General features: G+C 46.3%; 22 protein-coding genes. 10 read left to right on the forward strand and 12 right to left on the reverse strand.

Going from position 1 to position 17832, the window contains the following annotated elements; all coding sequences use genetic code 11:
* Nucleotides 1-3: 3 nt before the first annotated feature.
* Genes J7J01_00680 through J7J01_00690 form a run of 3 tightly spaced genes read right to left on the reverse strand, consistent with a single transcriptional unit; the run spans nt 4 to nt 1255 of the window.
* Nucleotides 4-456, reverse strand: coding sequence for a 30S ribosomal protein S9 (locus J7J01_00680; protein MCD6209405.1), 453 nt, complete (start codon nt 454-456; stop codon nt 4-6).
* Nucleotides 420-854, reverse strand: a complete 435-nt coding sequence (locus J7J01_00685; protein ID MCD6209406.1) for a 50S ribosomal protein L13 — start codon at nt 852-854, stop codon at nt 420-422. The genes J7J01_00680 and J7J01_00685 overlap by 37 nt, the downstream gene beginning before the upstream one ends.
* A 41-nt stretch (nt 855-895) precedes the next feature.
* Complete coding sequence (locus tag J7J01_00690; GenBank protein ID MCD6209407.1) at nt 896-1255, reverse strand: 50S ribosomal protein L18e; 360 nt, start codon at nt 1253-1255, stop codon at nt 896-898.
* Between the two features lie 74 nt (nt 1256-1329).
* Here J7J01_00690 and J7J01_00695 point away from each other — a divergent pair, with 74 nt between their 5' ends.
* The 3 genes from J7J01_00695 to J7J01_00705 are packed head-to-tail and all read left to right on the forward strand — an operon-like array spanning nt 1330 to nt 1985.
* A complete protein-coding gene (locus J7J01_00695) occupies nt 1330-1467 on the forward strand; it encodes a hypothetical protein (protein ID MCD6209408.1) in 138 nt (45 codons plus the stop codon).
* Nucleotides 1451-1717 carry a hypothetical protein gene (locus J7J01_00700; GenBank protein ID MCD6209409.1) on the forward strand — a complete coding sequence of 89 codons (267 nt, stop codon included), beginning with the start codon at nt 1451-1453 and terminating at the stop codon, nt 1715-1717. The genes J7J01_00695 and J7J01_00700 overlap by 17 nt, the downstream gene beginning before the upstream one ends.
* Before the next feature lie 46 nt (nt 1718-1763).
* Nucleotides 1764-1985, forward strand: coding sequence for a prepilin peptidase (locus J7J01_00705; GenBank protein ID MCD6209410.1), 222 nt, complete (start codon nt 1764-1766; stop codon nt 1983-1985).
* Nucleotide 1986: 1 nt separating this feature from the next.
* On the opposite strand, the gene J7J01_00710 is transcribed toward J7J01_00705, so the two are convergent.
* Complete coding sequence (locus J7J01_00710; protein ID MCD6209411.1) at nt 1987-2139, reverse strand: hypothetical protein; 153 nt, start codon at nt 2137-2139, stop codon at nt 1987-1989.
* Between the two features lie 67 nt (nt 2140-2206).
* Between J7J01_00710 and J7J01_00715 the strand changes: the two genes are divergently transcribed.
* The 6 genes from J7J01_00715 (at nt 2207) to J7J01_00740 (ending at nt 6228) form a co-directional block, all read left to right on the forward strand.
* Nucleotides 2207-2359: a glycosyltransferase gene (locus J7J01_00715; protein MCD6209412.1), complete on the forward strand. Its 153-nt coding sequence runs from the start codon at nt 2207-2209 to the stop codon at nt 2357-2359.
* A gap of 14 nt (nt 2360-2373) precedes the next feature.
* A complete protein-coding gene (locus J7J01_00720; GenBank protein MCD6209413.1) occupies nt 2374-2727 on the forward strand; it encodes a glycosyltransferase family 4 protein in 354 nt (117 codons plus the stop codon).
* Entirely contained in the window at nt 2727-2909 is a 183-nt protein-coding gene (locus J7J01_00725; GenBank protein ID MCD6209414.1) for a hypothetical protein, read from the forward strand. The genes J7J01_00720 and J7J01_00725 overlap by 1 nt, the downstream gene beginning before the upstream one ends.
* Nucleotides 2910-3016: 107 nt before the next feature.
* The gene (gene ppsA, locus J7J01_00730; protein ID MCD6209415.1) at nt 3017-5446 is read left to right on the forward strand and encodes a phosphoenolpyruvate synthase; all 2430 of its coding nucleotides are present in this window, start codon (nt 3017-3019) and stop codon (nt 5444-5446) included.
* 23 nt (nt 5447-5469) lie between these two features.
* On the forward strand, nt 5470-6036 hold the full coding sequence (locus J7J01_00735) for a DNA-directed RNA polymerase (GenBank protein MCD6209416.1): 567 nt from the start codon (nt 5470-5472) through the stop codon (nt 6034-6036).
* A 6-nt stretch (nt 6037-6042) separates the two neighbouring features.
* Entirely contained in the window at nt 6043-6228 is a 186-nt protein-coding gene (locus tag J7J01_00740) for a DNA-directed RNA polymerase, subunit E'' (GenBank protein ID MCD6209417.1), read from the forward strand.
* A 55-nt stretch (nt 6229-6283) separates the two neighbouring features.
* Here the strand turns inward: J7J01_00740 and J7J01_00745 are convergent, their stop codons facing one another.
* The 3 genes from J7J01_00745 to J7J01_00755 form a co-directional block, all read right to left on the reverse strand.
* Entirely contained in the window at nt 6284-7198 is a 915-nt protein-coding gene (locus J7J01_00745) for an acylphosphatase (GenBank protein MCD6209418.1), read from the reverse strand.
* A 255-nt stretch (nt 7199-7453) separates the two neighbouring features.
* On the reverse strand, nt 7454-7564 hold the full coding sequence (locus tag J7J01_00750) for an acylphosphatase (GenBank protein ID MCD6209419.1): 111 nt from the start codon (nt 7562-7564) through the stop codon (nt 7454-7456).
* A 318-nt stretch (nt 7565-7882) separates the two neighbouring features.
* On the reverse strand, nt 7883-10300 hold the full coding sequence (locus J7J01_00755) for a hypothetical protein (GenBank protein ID MCD6209420.1): 2418 nt from the start codon (nt 10298-10300) through the stop codon (nt 7883-7885).
* A gap of 426 nt (nt 10301-10726) precedes the next feature.
* Here J7J01_00755 and J7J01_00760 point away from each other — a divergent pair, with 426 nt between their 5' ends.
* On the forward strand, nt 10727-11335 hold the full coding sequence (locus J7J01_00760) for an adenylate kinase family protein (protein MCD6209421.1): 609 nt from the start codon (nt 10727-10729) through the stop codon (nt 11333-11335).
* On the opposite strand, the gene J7J01_00765 is transcribed toward J7J01_00760, so the two are convergent.
* The 5 genes from J7J01_00765 to J7J01_00785 form a co-directional block, all read right to left on the reverse strand.
* Entirely contained in the window at nt 11291-12385 is a 1095-nt protein-coding gene (locus tag J7J01_00765; protein ID MCD6209422.1) for a hypothetical protein, read from the reverse strand. The two genes, J7J01_00760 and J7J01_00765, sit on opposite strands and share 45 nt — an antisense overlap.
* Nucleotides 12386-15121, reverse strand: coding sequence for a hypothetical protein (locus J7J01_00770; protein ID MCD6209423.1), 2736 nt, complete (start codon nt 15119-15121; stop codon nt 12386-12388). It abuts the gene before it with no gap.
* 8 nt (nt 15122-15129) lie between these two features.
* Nucleotides 15130-15570: a hypothetical protein gene (locus J7J01_00775; protein ID MCD6209424.1), complete on the reverse strand. Its 441-nt coding sequence runs from the start codon at nt 15568-15570 to the stop codon at nt 15130-15132.
* A gap of 79 nt (nt 15571-15649) precedes the next feature.
* Entirely contained in the window at nt 15650-16927 is a 1278-nt protein-coding gene (locus tag J7J01_00780) for a hypothetical protein (GenBank protein ID MCD6209425.1), read from the reverse strand.
* Entirely contained in the window at nt 16914-17807 is an 894-nt protein-coding gene (locus J7J01_00785; GenBank protein MCD6209426.1) for a hypothetical protein, read from the reverse strand. The genes J7J01_00780 and J7J01_00785 overlap by 14 nt, the downstream gene beginning before the upstream one ends.
* Nucleotides 17808-17832 lie beyond the last annotated feature (25 nt).

Genomic DNA, 17832 nt, shown 5'->3' on the forward strand with positions numbered 1-17832 from the left:
ATATCAGCGATATGATTTTTGCCTATGCGCTCTTGCACCCTTCGCACCTGCCTTCTTTGACTCCTTCTGTCGCACATCACTGACCAGCAGAGTTCGGTCATAATCGAGATACATCTCCTTCAGCTTCTCACTACACGTCCAATCCACCAACCCCCGAGCGATGGCGGTTCTGGCCGCTTCTGCCTGACCCATGAATCCCCCTCCCCTCACATTCACTTCCACATTGATATTCTCTATCTCAGGTGCGACCTCAGGGAGCTGGGAAGCGATGAAAAGCGGCTCAGAAATTTTTGCTCGTACCACCTCCGGCTCTATTATCGCCAGTGGTTTCTTGTTTATTCTAATATCCCCCTTACCCTCTTTTATCGTCACCCGTGCAATAGCCCTCTTCCTCTTACCCGTCTGATTCACTATTCGCTTTACCTTTGCTTTGGTACCCATCCTAATTTCTTGCACACCTCCTCTAAGGTTAGATATTTAGCCATTGATAGCCTCTCGACTTTTGCATTTTCTATCCTCTTCTGCTCCTCTTCTTCATATTCCTGAGGTATTCCAAGATAGACCTGCAATCTGGAGAGGGCATCTCTGCCCCTTTGCCGCTTATAAGGTAGCATCCCTCTTATCGTGCGCCTTACCACTCTGTCTGGCATCTTTGGGAAATAAGGTCCTTTCTCTCGCGAACCTCTCTCCCTTCTCCTTCTGTAATCCTCTATCAGACGCTCCTTCGAGCCACTTACTATCACGCGTTCGGCATTTACAATTACTATCTGCTTATCTTTATCCCGCAACAGCTGTTTCGCTACTTCACTTGCCAATCGCCCCAGGATTTGCCCCTCACCATTTATTATCTCCATCTCGCTCATCACGTCACACAATCAATTATAGAATTATACGATTATACGATTATCTTCACACCCGAGCCTTTCGGGTTATCCCTTATCAGTTCCTCTATACTTATCCCCTTCCCAACGGTACTGATCTTATCATACGCTTTCTTACTGAAGCCCAGTGCTGCAATCGTGACCGATTTCTGGAGCGTACCGGCGCTCAGCACTTTACCCGGCACCACTATCGTATCGTTCTCGCTGGAATACCTATCTATCTTGCTCAGATTTACCACGGCATAATTCCTTCGCGGCTTCTCCAATCGCTTCGCTATATCATGCCATATAGCTGCATCGTGCTCTCGGGCAATTCTCTTCAATTCCCCTATCAGGGATACCAGCCGCGGATTTGTCTTACTCACCTTTCTCATCTCCTGCTCTGCCTCTTCAATTTTAAATCTTGTTTTATAAAAGTTTATTCATAAGATAAAAGGGTATAAGCGAAATGGTAGAGTTCAGGATTCCAGAAGAGATAAGCGCCTTCTTCGATGATGAATATGGGAAAATGCTACTGGTGAAGGGGGCACCGGACTCCGGTAAAACAGTCTTTGCGCTTACATTTGAGCATGTTAAAGGGAAATAGCGCTTATCTCGCAACGAGGGGTGATTCCGAGACGATGTGCAGGCAGCATCCATGGATAAAAGATGAGATAGCGAAGACAAGGAGCCGGAGAGGTGTGGTAATCGGCTTTATTGGAGCAGATAGAGGGAGGGGAGGATTTGACTACTTCGCGTCCACACATATCAGAACCATGCAGAACCATGTTCATCTCTGGGTGTACCGTGCATCAGGGGGGAAGTACCAAGAACCGAGATACACGCCCTCGAGTTAGATATCACCAGGGATAGTAATCTTGAGATAAGACTTACACCCATCGTATGATAGATATCAACCTCTTATCCTTCTGCTTCTGCTCTGCTATTCTGATCTACGCATGCTATTCAGACATAAAGCGGGGGAGGGTATCAAATTGGGTCTGGATACTTATGATAGCAGTAGGGGCTCCTCTCCAGTTACAGACTCCTGGTTCGTGGTTTGCCTTTTCTCCTCACATTATCTTCATACGTTATCCTCATCCATTCTCTTCACATTTACTCTGAGCTATCTATTCTTCCGACTGCGACTGTTCGGCGGTGCGGATGCGAAATGCCTGATTTGCCTCTCGATACTGATACCTGAACAGCCACTTGCGCAATATCCATTTCCGGTTGCCCTCACCACGCTCCTGAATGCTGCTCTTTTCTCACTCGTCACCCCTATCTCATTATTTATTCGTTTATAATCTCCTGAAGTTAAGTCCTGATGAACTGAGAGCTCACGGGTGCGGGAAGTGGGAGTTACACCAGAGTTGGCAAACCATGTCATTGTATGCAGTGAGAGCATGAAGAGGAAGTTGAGGGGTTTGTTTGAGCTCGATGATAATGATAACATCTCGGTGGTCCCGAATGGTGTGGACATTGCAAGGTTTAATTGATGGATAAAAGCGCTATGAAGGAGCGATTCTGCGGCTCTCGCAGTGCAAAGATGATTCTATTCCCTGGCAGGTTAGTATATCAGAAGGGAGTAAATGTACTGATAGGCGTGCTGTCACGTGTTTTAGCCGCCTGTCCTGATGCGAGGCTGGTAATTGTAGGTGAGGGACCGATGAGGAGGCTACTGGAAAGAGACGTATCTTTCCTGGGTATCAAGAAAGATCTTGTTTTCACTGGCCATCTCGATGATTGGGCAGTCCGATGCTTATTGAAAGCTGCGGATGTCCTCGTTGTGCCCTCCGTTATACGAACATTTTGGAATCGTTGCGCTGGAAGCGATGGCGGCAATGGCGCCTGTTGTTGCTTCTGATGGCGGTGGCATCTCGAATCATAATAAATAATGATGAGGGTGTAAAAGTACCACCAGACAACTCAGAGGCACTTGCCAATGCTATCTATCATAATGCTATCATAAAAGTTCTCCACACAGATGATACAGATGTGAAGGTAGAGGTGGAGGCGAAGGAATTATGGAGATATCAATACTCATGAGCAGGAGGAGCTCATTAAGACTGGTTTATTATCCGGAGAGAAGAGAGTGGTTTTTATATAAAGAAATAGATGTTTATTTATGAACTTTTCATGAGGGGGAGTAATTGATGAGATTCATAAAGTGGTTCGAAGAGGTTGGACGTAATGATGTCGCACTGGTTGGTGGTAAGAACGCATCGCTCGGTGAGATGATAAGGAATCTCAGTAGTGAAGGTGTGAATGTGCCTTCAGGATTCGCCATTACTGCTGAGGCATATAAATACCTGATAAAGGAAGCAGGCATAGGAAGTGAGATCAGGGATATACTCGAGGGTCTGGATACGCATGATATGGAGGACCTGTCCAGGCGTGGTAGCAAGATAAGGAGTATAATAAGAGATGCCAGATGCCCACCAGACCTGGAGGATGAGATAAGAGCGGCATACAGAGAGATGGAGTCCAGGTATGGTAAGAACGTGGACGTGGCAGTGAGGAGCAGTGCAACTGCGGAGGACCTGCCGACTGCGAGCTTTGCGGGGCAGCAGGAGACGTATCTGAATGTAAGGGGCGAGAATGAATTGATCGAGAAGGTCATGGAGTGCTTTGCCTCTCTATTCACTGACAGAGCGATTTCATATCGTGTAGATAAAGGATTTGACCATTTTAGTGTTTATCTATCTGTGGGTGTGCAGAAGATGGTTCGCTCTGATCTGGCATGTGCAGGTGTCATGTTCACAATAGATACCGAATCGGGGTTCAGAGATGCGGTTTACATCACCGGTGCTTATGGACTGGGCGAGAATGTGGTGCAGGGCATAGTGAATCCCGACCAGTTCTATGTATTTAAGCCGACATTGAAGAAAGGCTACAGACCGCTGGTGGAGAAGAAACTGGGTACGAAGCGTAAGAAGTTGATCTATCGTAAGAATAGAGCAGGAACGAAGCAGAAGCTGGTGAGACCAGAGGAGCAGAAGAAGTTCGTATTGAGTGATGATGAAGTACTTACACTCGCGAGATGGGCTTGTATAATAGAGGAGCATTACGGTATGCCTATGGATATCGAATGGGCAAAAGACGGACTGACAAAAGAGCTCTTTGTAGTACAGGCGAGACCAGAGACCGTGCATTCGCAGCGTAATGTCGCGCAGCTTGAGACTTATGTACTGGAAGAGGACAGGAACGCATTGAAGGAGAAGTTGCTGGTGGAGGGCGAAGCAGTGGGGACAAAGATCGGACAGGGAGAGGTGAATGTGATAGAGAATGCGCGAGATATCCACAAATTTGAGCCGGGGCAGATTCTCGTCACCGAGATGACCGATCCTGACTGGGAGCCGATAATGAAGATTGCAGGTGCGATCGTTACAGATAGAGGTGGTAGGACATGTCATGCAGCTATTATATCAAGAGAGCTGGGAATACCGTGTGTGATAGGCACAGTTCAGGGTACGAAGGTTTTGAGGAATGTGAAGGAAGTCACAGTGGATTGCTCAGATGGTGTGGGGCGTGTGTACGAGGGAAGGCTGAAGTATCGGCGGGACAGGGTACCGCTGGACCAGCTACCACGAACACGAACCAAGATAATGATGAATATTGGTGTTCCAAGCAATGCATTTGTTCAGGGACAAATTCCAAATGATGGCGTTGGGTTAGCACGTGAGGAGTTCATTATCAATTCTTACATTGGGATTCACCCGCTGGCATTGATAGATTATGAAGAATTGAAGGAGAAGGCGAAGGGGGATAGGAAGATAGCGCGGGTGATAAGAGCGATAGATGCACGAAGTGCCTCATACGATGACAAGGCGCAGTTCTTCATTGACAATCTGGCGATGGGGATAGGGAAGATAGCAGCGGGATTTTATCCGAACGATGTGATTGTGCGATTATCGGATTTTAAGACGAACGAATATGCGAATCTAATCGGGGGTTATTTATACGAACCTGAAGAGAGCAACCCGATGCTGGGCTGGCGAGGTGCCTCAAGGTATTATGATGAGCGATTCAAACCCGCATTTGGTCTGGAATGTAAAGCGATAAAGAAGGTGCGGGATGAAATGGGACTGACGAATGTGAAAGTGATGGTGCCCTTCTGCCGAACGCCGGAAGAGGGCAGGAAGGTGATAGAAGTGATGGAGGAGTTTGGATTGAAGCAGGGTGAAAACGGACTGGAAGTATACGTGATGTGCGAGATACCCTCAAATGTGATACTCGCAGACGAATTTGCAGATGTATTTGATGGCTTCAGCATAGGCTCAAATGACCTTACGCAGCTGACTCTGGGTTTGGATCGTGATTCTGACCTCGTAGCACATATATTCGATGAGCGAAATGAAGCAGTGAAGAGGCTGGTGAAGTATGTCATAGATGTAGCACACAGGCATGAGCCGAGGAGGAAGATAGGAATCTGTGGACAGGCACCGAGTGACTTCCCGGAATTCGCTGAATTCCTCGTTGAATGCGGGATAGACTCAATGTCCCTGAATCCTGATGTGGTGATATCCACACGATTGAATATAGCGAAGACGGAGAAGCGATTAGCGGAGCAGGGCAAATTATAAGTTAGGTAGTTGAGATGTGAGATATGTATATAAGAATAATGGCTATTGACGTTGTTAGGGTACCACCAGAGCGGTTGGGAGAGGATTTAGTGAGCACAGTGAAGGAGTTACTGAGGGATAAGCTGGAGGGGCGGATGGATAAGAAGATCGGAATGTTCATTGCCATACTGGACGTTGTGGAGATGAAAGAAGGGCGGATAATGATAGGAGATGGAGGAGTGTATTATGAGACGGTCTTTGATGCCATCGTCTTCAGACCAGAGCTGCAGGAGATAGTGGAAGGGGAGGTAGTGGAGATAGTGGATTTTGGCGCTTTCGTTGAGATCGGTCCCCTGGATGGGTTACTGCATATCAGTCAGATAACCGATGAATTCATATCCTATGACGAGAAGGGAGCAAAACTCATCACCAAGGAGACAAACAGGACGCTGAGTGAGGGCGATAAAGTGCGTGCACGAATAGTCGCGGTCTCTCTCAATGAACAGGACCCTGGTGATAGTAAGATAGGACTGACGATGAGACAACCGGGTCTGGGTAAGATAGAATGGATAGAGGAGGAGCGCGAGAAGGAAGCGAAGAGGTTAGAGTGAAAATAAATGGAACGAGCATGCAGGGATTGTCACAGGATAATAGAGGAAGGCAAATCGGTCTGTAAATGCGGCTCCAATTCCATCAGTAAAGACTGGAGCGGATATGTGGTAATTGTGGATGCAGAAAGTTCAGAGATAGCGAAGAAACTGGGTATAAAAAGGGAAGGGCGCTATGCATTGAAGGTAAGATAATAAAAAAACATTTCTTTCAAAAATAAAAAACAAATCAAACCCAAATCTTGAACCCCTAAACCATTCCGATTTTAGCCTTTATTGCTTCTATCTCATGCTCTATCTTCGCAAACTTATCTTCCATATAGGACCTCAAGTCCTCTCGTAACGATCTTATCTCCGTAACAATTTCATTTTTGCTCTGCTCTATCGCCTCAATTGTAGCATCCTGTTTCTCCAGCATCCTTTTCCCTATACTCACCGACTCTTCGCCAAGCGCCACTGACTTCTCGCCTAACTCCACTGACCTTTCACTTAGCGCTACCAATTTCTCGCCTAACGCTACTGACTTCTCACCCAACTCCACTGACCTTTCACCTAACGCTACCGATTTCTCACCTAACTCCACTGACCTCTCGCTTAATGCTACCGATCTCTCACCCAACTCTACAGACTTCTCGCCCAATGCTACCGACTTCTCACCCAACTCCACTGACCTTTCACCTAACGCTACCGATTTCTCGCCTAACTCCACTGACCTCTCGCTTAGCGCTACCGATCTCTCACCAAGCGCTACTGACTTCTCACCAAGTTCCACTGATTTCTCACCAAGTTCCACTGACTTATATAACAAAGCTCCAGCGGTATCCAGGCGTTCAAATAGTTCTTCACGCCAGTCGCCACGTTTTATCTCAAAATATTCAAATTCGTGCTTATACGGTTCAAAACTAACCTCAACGCTTTCTACATCTATCGGGAATCTCTTTATTTTTAGTTGCTCAATAAACTGAGTTATGTTCGCATCGCTACCTTCTGCAACGATTTTAACGTCATAGGGCTTTAAATTCTCAACAAAACCACTTATGCTCAACTTCCGTGCTATCTTCGCCACAACATCTCTATACCCTACACGCTGCACTTCGCCTTTTACAATCAATATTGCCCTTTTCATTGCACTTCTCTCCTCACCCGTTGCCCGCTGCCTCGGCATTTTATTCTTTCGCTGGTATCTATAAGAGAAAGAGAAAGAATAGTATATAAAATTACGGCTCATCTCATCTCATCTGAGTTTATTGTTTTCACGTCATCCCGATTTTCGCTTTTATCGCTTCTATCTTATTCTCATGCTCGATTTTACCAAACTTAACTTCTTATCGAAGCTCCGCATCAAAGCAGCTATCTCACTCTCTTACCCTGGAGCATCCACCCCCCCCCGCCTCTCAAAACTATCACATCCTCTTCACCTTCAATAAACCACCCTGACGCTTCCGTCTTCCCGATTCTCGGTAAATCCTTTCACGTTGAACGAATCGGCAGTATTCTTGATGAACGTCCGGAATTCCTGCCATCTGTACATTTCCCCTTATCCTTACGTCTGCCGCCCTTTTCATCATGTTTTTGGTTTGGGTTTGTAGCAGTATCAGGGACAGGAGTGGATTCCAGCCTTTTTGCTTCTGGATAGGCAGGATGTTGCATGTCTGAGAAGGGCACCAAAACGTTGTTTTCCCGCGCGTTTAGGACTCAAGCTTGGTAGATTCAAAGTTCAAAATGATAACTGTCCCTTCTTTGATCTCAAATTCTTAATAGCACGTTTAATAAAACACTAAATAAAAATAAAAGGGGAAAAAAAAAGCAACCCCGCAAACTTTTATTTATTCTCCTCTCTGGTCTTATCTTATTTCCTTCTCCTCAGCACGAGGTATGCAATTGCGAGCAAGCCTGCAATGGTGAATACCGAAGCACCGAAACCTGGTGTTGGCTTTGGTGTGGGCGTAGGTGTTTCTGGTGCTGGTGTTGCTGTAGCCGGTGCTGGTGTAGGCGTTTCTGGTGCTGCAGTTGGCGCTGGCGTAGGTGTTACTCCAGTTGGTAGCGGTGTGGGCGCAGGTGTTGCACCTGGTGCTAATATCTCCACTGTTACTGTATCTGTATTGCCATCACCATCATCTGCTTCAAGCGTATATGTTCCAGGTTTCACACCCGTAGTGTCAATCGTAGCTTCGAACACTCCTTCTTCTGGAGTAGGCCATTCTACTTCCGCTATTCCTACAGGTAAGTCCATAGGTCCCGCGAAAGTGGAAATCGTTATTAGCGTATCAGATTCGCGGTTCGTTGTTCCACTTACGTACAATGGTTCACCAACTGTCACTGTCTCTACCTGATTAAACCGAACATATGCAGGCTCTAGTTCAAAGGTCAATAGTACGAGTAGATCGTCACTTCCTGCCCTGTCAATAGTACAGTCCTGGATTATTGATAATATCTGTGCTTGATCTTTACCCCTAATATCGCCAAACATTTCGGCTTCGATTTCCCCTGCTCCAACACTTTCCGTAAAACCGGCGTACTCACCATCACGCCCGGGCGAAAGAACCAGTGCTAACCACATACCGGTATCCAGACCTTCGGTCATTGTTATATCCTCGTCGAATTCATCGTTCTTGTCCACTGACGATGCTATTATCTTAAGCCCGTTTTCTATACTTGGTTTATCCGCACCCCTGGCATATCCTTTGGGTCCTATAAGGATTATATCCACATTGTCCACACCGGTCGCTGTACCCTCTATCGTATAGTCGTCACCTTCAGCAATTACTTTCCTCGGCTGTGTCGCATTGAGTGCACCACTGACTAACCTTATACTCGTCTTACCGTCTTCATCTTCACTCTCGTAGGTCTTTACTTTATCCCAGTTATCCTTCGTCACAAATTTTGGATCAATGAAAACATCAATTGTGTATGAGCCTGTGGTCAACCCTTCTGTCTTCCATTTCACCTCGAATTCGTTGTTCTCGTCTACTGCCTCCTTAAATACTTTATCCGCATCTTCTATAACTATGTAAACTTTATCACCCGCGCTTATAGCTCCTTTTATTTTTACTTCTTCGCCAATCACCGCAGTTGATGGTATATCAAAAGTTACCTCTATCTCTGTTACCTCTACGTCCACGTCATCATCGTCCTTACTATCCACTATCTCACTGTCTTTTACAAATTCTATTTCTTCGGTAAGTTCCTTGTCTTCCGTCATAGGCGTATCATACACGTGTATTGTATATGTCCTCTCATCTGCATTTGTTGTACTGATCTTGACATCTGCGATACCATCACTACCTGTCTTTATCCATGCTGCCAGATTCGGCGCGTCTTTTGAAATCACTTCCTCTCCTGACAGTTTCTTAACATCGCCCGCCATTTTTATCTCCGGCGGTTCGTCTGTATCCACGCCCGTAACTGTAAGATAATAGTAAGCCCTTGGGTTGCCTCTAATCTTTAGAACGATGTCCTCACCTTTAACTACTTCTTCTTCCACTGCCTCTATCGAAAGTTCCTCACTGCATAGCCTGAATTCATACTCCGGTGATGAGACATCCAGTAGATTACAACTTTCTTTATCTGTCTCTATTACAACCCTGTACTCGCCGGTGTCCATATCCTCTAAGTCTATTGCATCAGAATATGGTGGAGCTTTGGTAGTCCAGATAGGAGTTAAGTCAGTAACAAAGAATGTTGTGGAAATTGCAGGAATATCACTGAGACTTACACCATCTATGGATTGAACTTCTGTATCGTCCGGGTCATAAAGTTTGATATCAACTTTCGCACTCGGAATCTTCCCGCCAAAGTTCGGCTCTATTTTGAATACTATCTCAGAACTGACTGGAACACTTTTTCCCACCACTGAATCCTGCTTTATATTATTTAATATTACATCACCCGTTATCTCTGGTTCGGCAATGTATATGAGTTTACCATCATATTTGGCACCGCCACCAACGCACTTATATTTACCTTCTGTAACTGACGGAACAGTCCATCCTTTAGCATTTACTGTTATTGGAGACACACCTTCGGTAGCTGTATCTTTGACACCTTCAAGCTTGAAATCAGGGTCTCCGGCATCACCATATCTACTATTACCATTTGTATCGAACTTCAGACCCTGTTCACCAATGTATACAGTATCATTGGCGTCTATCTCGTTAGCTGCTTGTCTTCCCACCGCCACAGGGATTATTGCTGCAAATACTAACGTCAGTGTAATCGCCACTATTGCAAGCCCTGTTATCGCTTTTACTCTATTCTTAGTATCCATTTTTGCGTCTTCACCTCCTAAGTTTTTTTATCGAAAAGGGGATATATAAAACTTTGGGTAAACACTCTGCACTCTGCTCCGCTGCTCTGACCTTCTCTTCGCTTTACTTTGCTGTACTCTTATCGCTTCTCGCTGCATTTCTCTTTTCCCCTTCTTCTTTTATTCTTCTCCCCTCTTCTATCCTATTCTTCACTTGGTATATATAACTTTATGTTTTTCGGTTTTTTTCTTTCTCTTCTGGTACGCATTTCTTTTAGCGCCCGCACCATAGCGCTCCCATCTTCTGATATAGATGAGCGTTCGTTATTAGTATGACATGCTACATGATATATGTTAGATATGGAATAGAACAATAGGATATATAAAACTTTTGATAATACGCGGGGCTTCTAAAAACTACTATGGATAATTTTACTATATCCATATATGCCCGTAAGTCTCATCGCCATCACCGGTACGCCGGGAACAGGCAAGACCTCGGTATGCCGCGCACTTGAGCCTATAAGCGAATATAACATCATCAATTTGAATGCGGTCATCAAGAGCAAAGGGTTCTACACCGGTATAGACGATGATAGGGGATGCCTTATAGCCGACCTCACCAGATTAGAGGATTACATAAAGAGTGAGGTAGAGAATAGCGAGAAGCAGGTGGTGATTGAGAGTCATCTTGCGCATCTACTTCAACCTGATGTAGCCATCGTGCTCCGTACCAATCCTGTGATACTCGCCTCGCGATTGATGCAAAAAGGCTTCACGATGCGGAAGATAGAGGAGAATGTGGAAGCGGAGATGCTGGATGTTATTCTTATAGAAGCAGTGGATTTATGCAAGGTTGTATACGAAGTGGACACTACTACCAGTGCTATATCGGAGACCGCATCCACAATACGCGAGATTATAGATACGGAGAGCGGCATAGACGCGAGTAGAAAGAAATCACTACGCCTCAAATTCCGCCCGGGCTCTATAAACAGGAACTGGCTAACATTAACGTACCCGGAGCCTGTCCGCAATCGCTCTTATATCATTTGATATCTCTGTCAGTGCTGCTCTTATCTTCAATAACTCACGCGCCGCTCCTCGCTTATCTTCATCTTCACTGCGCGCAAATCGCCCTGCAATTCTACTTATCGAACTCGATTTCGCATCTATCTGTCCTGAAACATCTTCCAGAGCCGATGTCGCCGCTTCTATATCCACCCCCCTGCCGCCACCGCGCGTGGCATATACATACACAGATGCAGCACCGAGTATCAATCCCAGTACCACTGCCAGAATGAGATAGAGAGCTAATGGCGGCGGCGCCATCTCGGCTGACAATTCCCTGTAATGCCGCGACAGTAGCATTGCCCAGCCCGGGTGCCCCTCTTCGTATAACCGCCTAATATCCTCTTCCAGACCTGTTTTTCCTATATCAGACTCTGCAACTGTCAAATTAGCCTCTATTGAGCGATTCGCAGCCAGTATCTTCTTATTCGTTGCATAGAACCGCATCACAGGCGACAATTTCTGGATATATGTTATGTTACCACCCTCCATCCTTCCTACGCTTAATCTGACTTCTACCCCCTTCTTACTTAGTCCATCGAGGTCATAAGCTTCGAATCCCGGCTCTTTTACTTTCTTCAACGGCTTGGGAACTTCTGCTGAGAGGATAATCGGTGATGGAAATATCCCTTCATGCGCCTCCTTGCCTTCCCATACAATCCAGTTCCCGGAATGTGATATGTTATCACCGAACTTCCATTCGGGGTCAGACATATCTGTGTAGAGTTCCAATACGTAATTCTCAAGAATCGGACTCCCGGTCTTACTCACATATATATGGAATTCAAGCCTCTCACCTTCCAGCTGGTTGCTACCTAAAACCTCTGTATAATTATGCTCTACGCCCGTGTCCAGATTGCGTACGTATGAACGGTCCACATTCAACTTCAGGACCTCCAGAGCCGCAGCACCCGGTACTAAATATAGAACTAAAAGTGTCAACAGTATCAGGAATGCACCGGCAGAGATACAGATACGGAGTTTGAGTTTATGTCTTCTCCCCATCTTCTGCTTCATCCTTATCTCCTTCATCATCTATTTTATCCCCCCTCTCTTTCCTTCTTCCTTTATATCAAGCGACAATTCAGGCAGTTCCATCTGTTCCTGCTCTTGCTCCTGCCCCTTACCTTTGCCTTGACCTTGACCCTGACCCTGTTCTAATTCTAACTCAGATTCGCCAGCTTCTATCATGCCCTTCAACTCACGCAATGAGGATGACATCTCCGCCAGCGGTTCCCCGATAGCTCTTATCCCTCTCGCTGCTTTCATACTATCTTCCCTTATTCTTGAGAGCTCACTTTCCGCTTTTGTTATATGCCTTATCACCGCGGAGGTAGTCTCTTTAGAGGGTATCGCGCCGAGGAATTCCGTCGCCTTCTCCACCACTACCTTTATATCGCTACTGAAACTGTTTGATATCTCCTCTATCCTGTCAAGCAATATCTCAATATCCCGTATCGCATCATCTACCATTCGCAGCATCTTCACTGCCTTGTCGCCTGCGGGCGGTTTGATACCTTTCAATCGCGCAGTAAGGTCATCAACCTGGGTTTTTAACTGCCCGAATCCCCTGCTCGCTTCTCTTGTCCACCGTTTCAGCTTCTCCATGCTCTTGCCCGCTTTCTCCAGTCCATGCACCAGCATCGTCAGGCTCGCTATTGAGTAGTTGTCCGGGATTCCCAGATTCTTTATCCCCTCTGCAACGTCCAGCCCGGTAAGTAAATCATCAAACATCTTCAAACACTGTGCAAGCACCACAGGCGTATTATTCCAGATCGCTTCCGGCTCGATTAACTCATAATTCCTCCAGAAATTCGTCACTGCATCCCTGTTCTTCTCTTCCGCGCCCGGAGTATATCCTATATTGGTAATAATGGCGAACGGCTTGCTTGTGCCATAGAATAAAGAGTGATGCCTCTGTAATCTCGCGAAGTCACTCTCCTTATACGCCTGCTCCAGCCATTCCAGCTCTCGCATCCGCGGTGGCAAACCCGGTCCCGGCGCCCATGGCTGTAACCCAATCATCAGAGTGTATATAGCGAAACTATGTGCTCGCGCGGGCGTATCCAGCTTCAGTACATCTGCATCCTTCGCAAATCGCTCGGTCACCATACTCTTGAATGCACCGCCTCCCAGCCGCGCATCATCAAAATTGTCCGCACGCGTACTCAGTACCGCGATGAAATGCCCGAGCTTCTCCTCTTCTTTCATTATGTTCCCCCGTGCATCCACCTCCAGGAATCCATAATCATGCAGTAGCTCGATATACCGCGATGCCAGCGTGCTTTCAATCGAATGCCGGTAGTTCAACATCGGATTGAATATGATATCACCCTCGTTTATCGGCGCATGAGTCCAGCGGAAATACTCGTCCTCACGACCCAGGTGTTCCATAATCTCCTTGAATGACATCTTCTTCATGTCTTCTCTGCGCTTCTTCAGGCTCTTCACCTCTTCCTCCGAGAGCTCTATCTGATGATAACTCCTTGTATTCTGCGGCGTCGTTATCTCCCGCAATAGCCTGTTCTTCAATGCATCCAGCCGTTCTAATCTCCGTTCCATCTGCCTCTTCTCCTCCTCCGCATCGCTCACCCGGACCTCGAGGTCAAAGACCGCTTCCTTCAACTCACTCAATTTCTTACGTGCTCGCTCCAGTTTCGTCTTACCTTCCTCCACCGCCGCGAGATTCACATGCGTGAACAGTCCTACCCCTTCTTTTGATTCGTAATCCTCAATTACACGCTGAGCTTCCCTTATACGTGCTTCGTATCGCTCCAGTTCACCCCGCTGCGATTCTATCTTGCCCTGTATCTCCGAGATTCGCGCTTCTATCTCCACCAGCTTCTCTCTCACCACCGGTATCTCGTCCTCCACCTCATAATACAGGAACAGTTTCTCTGTTGGGAATACACACTCGTAATAGCCCATGGTATCAAATCGGTTCTCATACCCCCTCGCTCTGTTCTGCAGGTCGTTGAGGTCCAGCCACTTCCCCCGCATCTCCACCTTACCCCCTGGTAAGAATCCGAGATCGAGCAGGAACCTGGGTATCGCCCTCTCCAGTTCCTCATCCCTGTTCTGACCCTGAAGGTCTCTACCCAGGAGGAAGAAGAGTTTAAATGGATTTGAGTAATTCTTATCCTCAATTATTATCTCCTCGCTGTGCGACATGAGGAAATGGAGCTCTTTCAGTGTTCCAAGCGCATTTGCAGTTGGTAACGCTGATTCCTTACTCGAGGGCAGTATCCCTATCCCGAAGATCACGGGCTCCGAACCGAACTGCTTCGATATCCAATCCCGTACATCTATTGCAACATCCAGGACCATGCTCGAGCCAGTGCCACCCCCAAAAGCACAGACCATAATGATGAAGAAGTCCTTACCACCCGTTCTGTTCCTTAGTTCCGATGCTGCCGCACCTATCGCACTGAATATCCTCTCACGGTGCACATTATACATCGCCCTGCCATATATACGATGTTGCCCGCAGCCCGCACCGGCTGCCGATAGATACGGGTCTGGTAACCACTGGTTTACATTCTTCATCAATATCGTGTCCGGTCTACTGAGAATTATCTTCCTCCGCTCCTCTATCTCAGTACATGCGTTCGCTGATGCCTGGTCGGTATCAATAATCAGAAACTCCTCGTTCTTCGGCACTTTACCCGTACTACGCTTCAGCATTCGCAATATGTTATTCACAATGAAACTCCCCTGCCCTCCTATCCCTATTACAATCCGATTTACTGTATCCTCACGCAACTCCACCATCCTATCCTCTATACCTCCTTCTCCCTCGCTTCATAGTCTGATATCCTTCTCTTTATGTCGCTCATCTCCTCATCGAAGTGTTCTATCTCCACCCCGCTGCCTCTTATCTCACTCTCCATCCTCGTAACTGCACTATCTATGCTCCTTGCGGTAGCTACCAGCTTCTTCGCTTCCTTCTCGCCCCTTAACCATATCACAATGCCCGCCAATCCCAATACAATGCCCATCGCCACTATCGCATATATAACAACAGAGCGAGCAGATTCTGATAGAGATGATAGAAGTTTCTCCCGGTATTCATTCAATGCGAAAGCTAAAGCGGCTAATATAACGCCCATGATGGGCATGAGAAGCAACATCTTGTCCACTTTCATTCGCATCAACATCAACACTACTTCCACAACCATCACAGACGCAACGACGAGAAAAGCTATGCTCTGGAGTTCCATTTTTTATATACATTATCTGATTTTAATCACAATAAAAAAAATGTTTCTCCCTTTTTGAGAATATAATCAATCTTCAATCTTAGCTTAGAGCTGAATCTGATCTTATATACTTTAGCCGTTCTGAATCATAGCTCAACCTCGAAAGAGCATCAGAAGCGAGAAGTCTGTATTTGCGTACGAAAACGTCAGTGCTCTCTTCTTTCGCTATCGCTCTCAATTCCTCTACCTCGCTTAGCTTATCCCTCGACCAGTATTCCACAGGGTATGCATCTGTTCCCGGGTTCTCAGCCTGTATCTCCGTTTCCAGCTCGAATATCTGCTTATAAAGCTTCTCCAGCAATGCTACTGTTAGTTTCATCAGTGAATTACCATAGCTCAGTAACTTTGGCATCTGTGACGGCAACATGCATCCCTCTATCCTATCCTTCAGCTCCTTCACCTCAGCATCATCCGATATCTCTGCCGCTACTCCTGCCAGTACGAGTACGTCCGCTTTATAACGTTCAAATTCATCACTCAACATCGCACTCAACTGTACAACCACATTCTTCAATAATTCCACCGCGTTATCGTAATTACCATGCTCTATGCTATGCTCTGCGAGCTTTATATCTGTCCTGACCCTGGCAGTATCTGCATTCACTCGCTCACGCGCTATCGCTTCTAACTCCATCGCACTCTTCACGCATATCCACAGTGATTCTTCTATGAGGGAGATCACTTCGTTCATGAACATAGCGAGCTCAAGCAGTTCCTTCTCTATATCCAGACCTATATCCTCCAGTTTCTTCTCCATCTGCTCTATTTGTGGACCTATATCCAGACCCTCTTTCCTGAGCTCTCTCAGTGCTATCAAATACTCACTGCATCTATCCTTTAATCGCGAGCAGAGCACCATTTCGTGCCGCTCAGTTATCTCATGGAGCATCTTATCCACCCACTCAACATCAGCAAAGACCACTCTTCTCAGTTGCGCACTGTTCATCCTCAACTGCCCGGTTATCTTACATCCGAGTTCTGATAAGCCGCCTTTCACTTTCTCCAGATCTGTTCTGAACTCCTTTGTACTTATCCGATACTTCTCTTCGAAATCACGCAATATTCGCATCTCCTCCATATATCGGTTTGCAATTGCCCGGATGTCCCGCTCCATTACCTGTTCCCTCACACTCCTCTTCCTTACTGCGACAAGGTATCGCACAAGGAACGAGACACCGATCATAGCAGGGATGAAGATCAGGATGATGGTGATTGCGAGGTCAGAGCCGGTATTGAATAATATGAAGATAGCAATAGCAATCAAAGCTAAGAATGCCAGTGGTACCAGTATACTTACAGTTATACTATATCGTTTCATGTGCAAGCCCCCTTAGCTCTCGCAGTCGTTTCAACTGCTCGAACCTGTAAACGAAGAGATTTGTTATCGCTGCTATATTCCGCTTTGTGGTACAGACTGCCAGATAGCATTCCTTTGTATACATAAGCATGAACTCCTCCACCAGTTCCTTATCCACTCGCTCTTCCCTGACATAATACTCAGGAACACGCAGGAATGTAATACCCCGTTCGCTGCTTAGCGGGGCTTCTGCGATGCTTAGCTTCTCCATGGATACCCGAATGAGGGTTCGGAGGTCGAGCGGTTTATGGCTCAGAAATGGCAGGATATAGCCAGCAAGTCCCTTCGTGAGCTCAGAAGCCCTTGATAGTGCTGCATAGCCCGGCTCGTCACTGAACGAGATAATGCTTAATAGTCTGTCTATATTCATTGCCGCTGTTTTATCTCTCACTCCCGCCAGGATGTCCACGATACACGATGCTATATATCGGTTATAACGTGGATAATACCGTTCGAAGTTTGGAAGATGCGCTATCCTCTGGTTATCAACAATTATGAAGCTATTGATATATTCTTTCAGCTTCTCCAGTGTATAGAACGCTTTTATTAAGTTCTCGCTCTTCTGACGCCGCATCGCAGGCAGAACACCAACAAACAGCGTTTTTATACCACTCTCTGATAGCATTGCCGCTGCCCGGGATATCTCATCACCGTCATCGAGTTCTGAGATCACAAAAGCGAAATCAGCTCCCTTTTCTCGACTTATTCTCGCCTTATTCCACTCTTTATCACTCCTTAACCTGATTACAATCGGTTTATCCCGCCTTATCTCTTTATACTCCAGCACTGAGTTGAGTATTGCAGTTCCTGAAGACCCTATTCCTATGAAGAAGTATGCCATACCGTTTAATACCTTTAAAATCTTA

The organism is Methanophagales archaeon (assembly GCA_021159465.1).
Taxonomy (GTDB): domain Archaea; phylum Halobacteriota; class Syntropharchaeia; order Alkanophagales; family Methanospirareceae; genus G60ANME1.

Excerpts from the sequence above, each read along its gene's own strand:
- J7J01_00765 (MCD6209422.1), bottom strand. The coding sequence starts at position 12,385 with ATGATGAAGGAGATAAGGATGAAGCAGAAGATGGGGAGAAGACATAAA.
- J7J01_00705 (MCD6209410.1), top strand. The coding sequence starts at position 1,764 with ATGATAGATATCAACCTCTTATCCTTCTGCTTCTGCTCTGCTATTCTG.
- J7J01_00780 (MCD6209425.1), bottom strand. The coding sequence starts at position 16,927 with ATGAAACGATATAGTATAACTGTAAGTATACTGGTACCACTGGCATTC.
- J7J01_00750 (MCD6209419.1), bottom strand. The coding sequence starts at position 7,564 with ATGTACAGATGGCAGGAATTCCGGACGTTCATCAAGAATACTGCCGAT.
- J7J01_00720 (MCD6209413.1), top strand. The coding sequence starts at position 2,374 with ATGAAGGAGCGATTCTGCGGCTCTCGCAGTGCAAAGATGATTCTATTC.
- J7J01_00785 (MCD6209426.1), bottom strand. The coding sequence starts at position 17,807 with ATGGCATACTTCTTCATAGGAATAGGGTCTTCAGGAACTGCAATACTC.
- J7J01_00755 (MCD6209420.1), bottom strand. The coding sequence starts at position 10,300 with ATGGATACTAAGAATAGAGTAAAAGCGATAACAGGGCTTGCAATAGTG.
- J7J01_00700 (MCD6209409.1), top strand. The coding sequence starts at position 1,451 with ATGTTAAAGGGAAATAGCGCTTATCTCGCAACGAGGGGTGATTCCGAG.
- J7J01_00770 (MCD6209423.1), bottom strand. The coding sequence starts at position 15,121 with ATGGTGGAGTTGCGTGAGGATACAGTAAATCGGATTGTAATAGGGATA.
- J7J01_00685 (MCD6209406.1), bottom strand. The coding sequence starts at position 854 with ATGGAGATAATAAATGGTGAGGGGCAAATCCTGGGGCGATTGGCAAGT.
- J7J01_00775 (MCD6209424.1), bottom strand. The coding sequence starts at position 15,570 with ATGGAACTCCAGAGCATAGCTTTTCTCGTCGTTGCGTCTGTGATGGTT.
- J7J01_00695 (MCD6209408.1), top strand. The coding sequence starts at position 1,330 with ATGGTAGAGTTCAGGATTCCAGAAGAGATAAGCGCCTTCTTCGATGAT.
- J7J01_00725 (MCD6209414.1), top strand. The coding sequence starts at position 2,727 with ATGGCGGTGGCATCTCGAATCATAATAAATAATGATGAGGGTGTAAAA.
- J7J01_00745 (MCD6209418.1), bottom strand. The coding sequence starts at position 7,198 with ATGCCGAGGCAGCGGGCAACGGGTGAGGAGAGAAGTGCAATGAAAAGG.
- J7J01_00735 (MCD6209416.1), top strand. The coding sequence starts at position 5,470 with ATGTATATAAGAATAATGGCTATTGACGTTGTTAGGGTACCACCAGAG.
- J7J01_00760 (MCD6209421.1), top strand. The coding sequence starts at position 10,727 with ATGCCCGTAAGTCTCATCGCCATCACCGGTACGCCGGGAACAGGCAAG.
- J7J01_00690 (MCD6209407.1), bottom strand. The coding sequence starts at position 1,255 with ATGAGAAAGGTGAGTAAGACAAATCCGCGGCTGGTATCCCTGATAGGG.
- ppsA (MCD6209415.1), top strand. The coding sequence starts at position 3,017 with ATGAGATTCATAAAGTGGTTCGAAGAGGTTGGACGTAATGATGTCGCA.
- J7J01_00740 (MCD6209417.1), top strand. The coding sequence starts at position 6,043 with ATGGAACGAGCATGCAGGGATTGTCACAGGATAATAGAGGAAGGCAAA.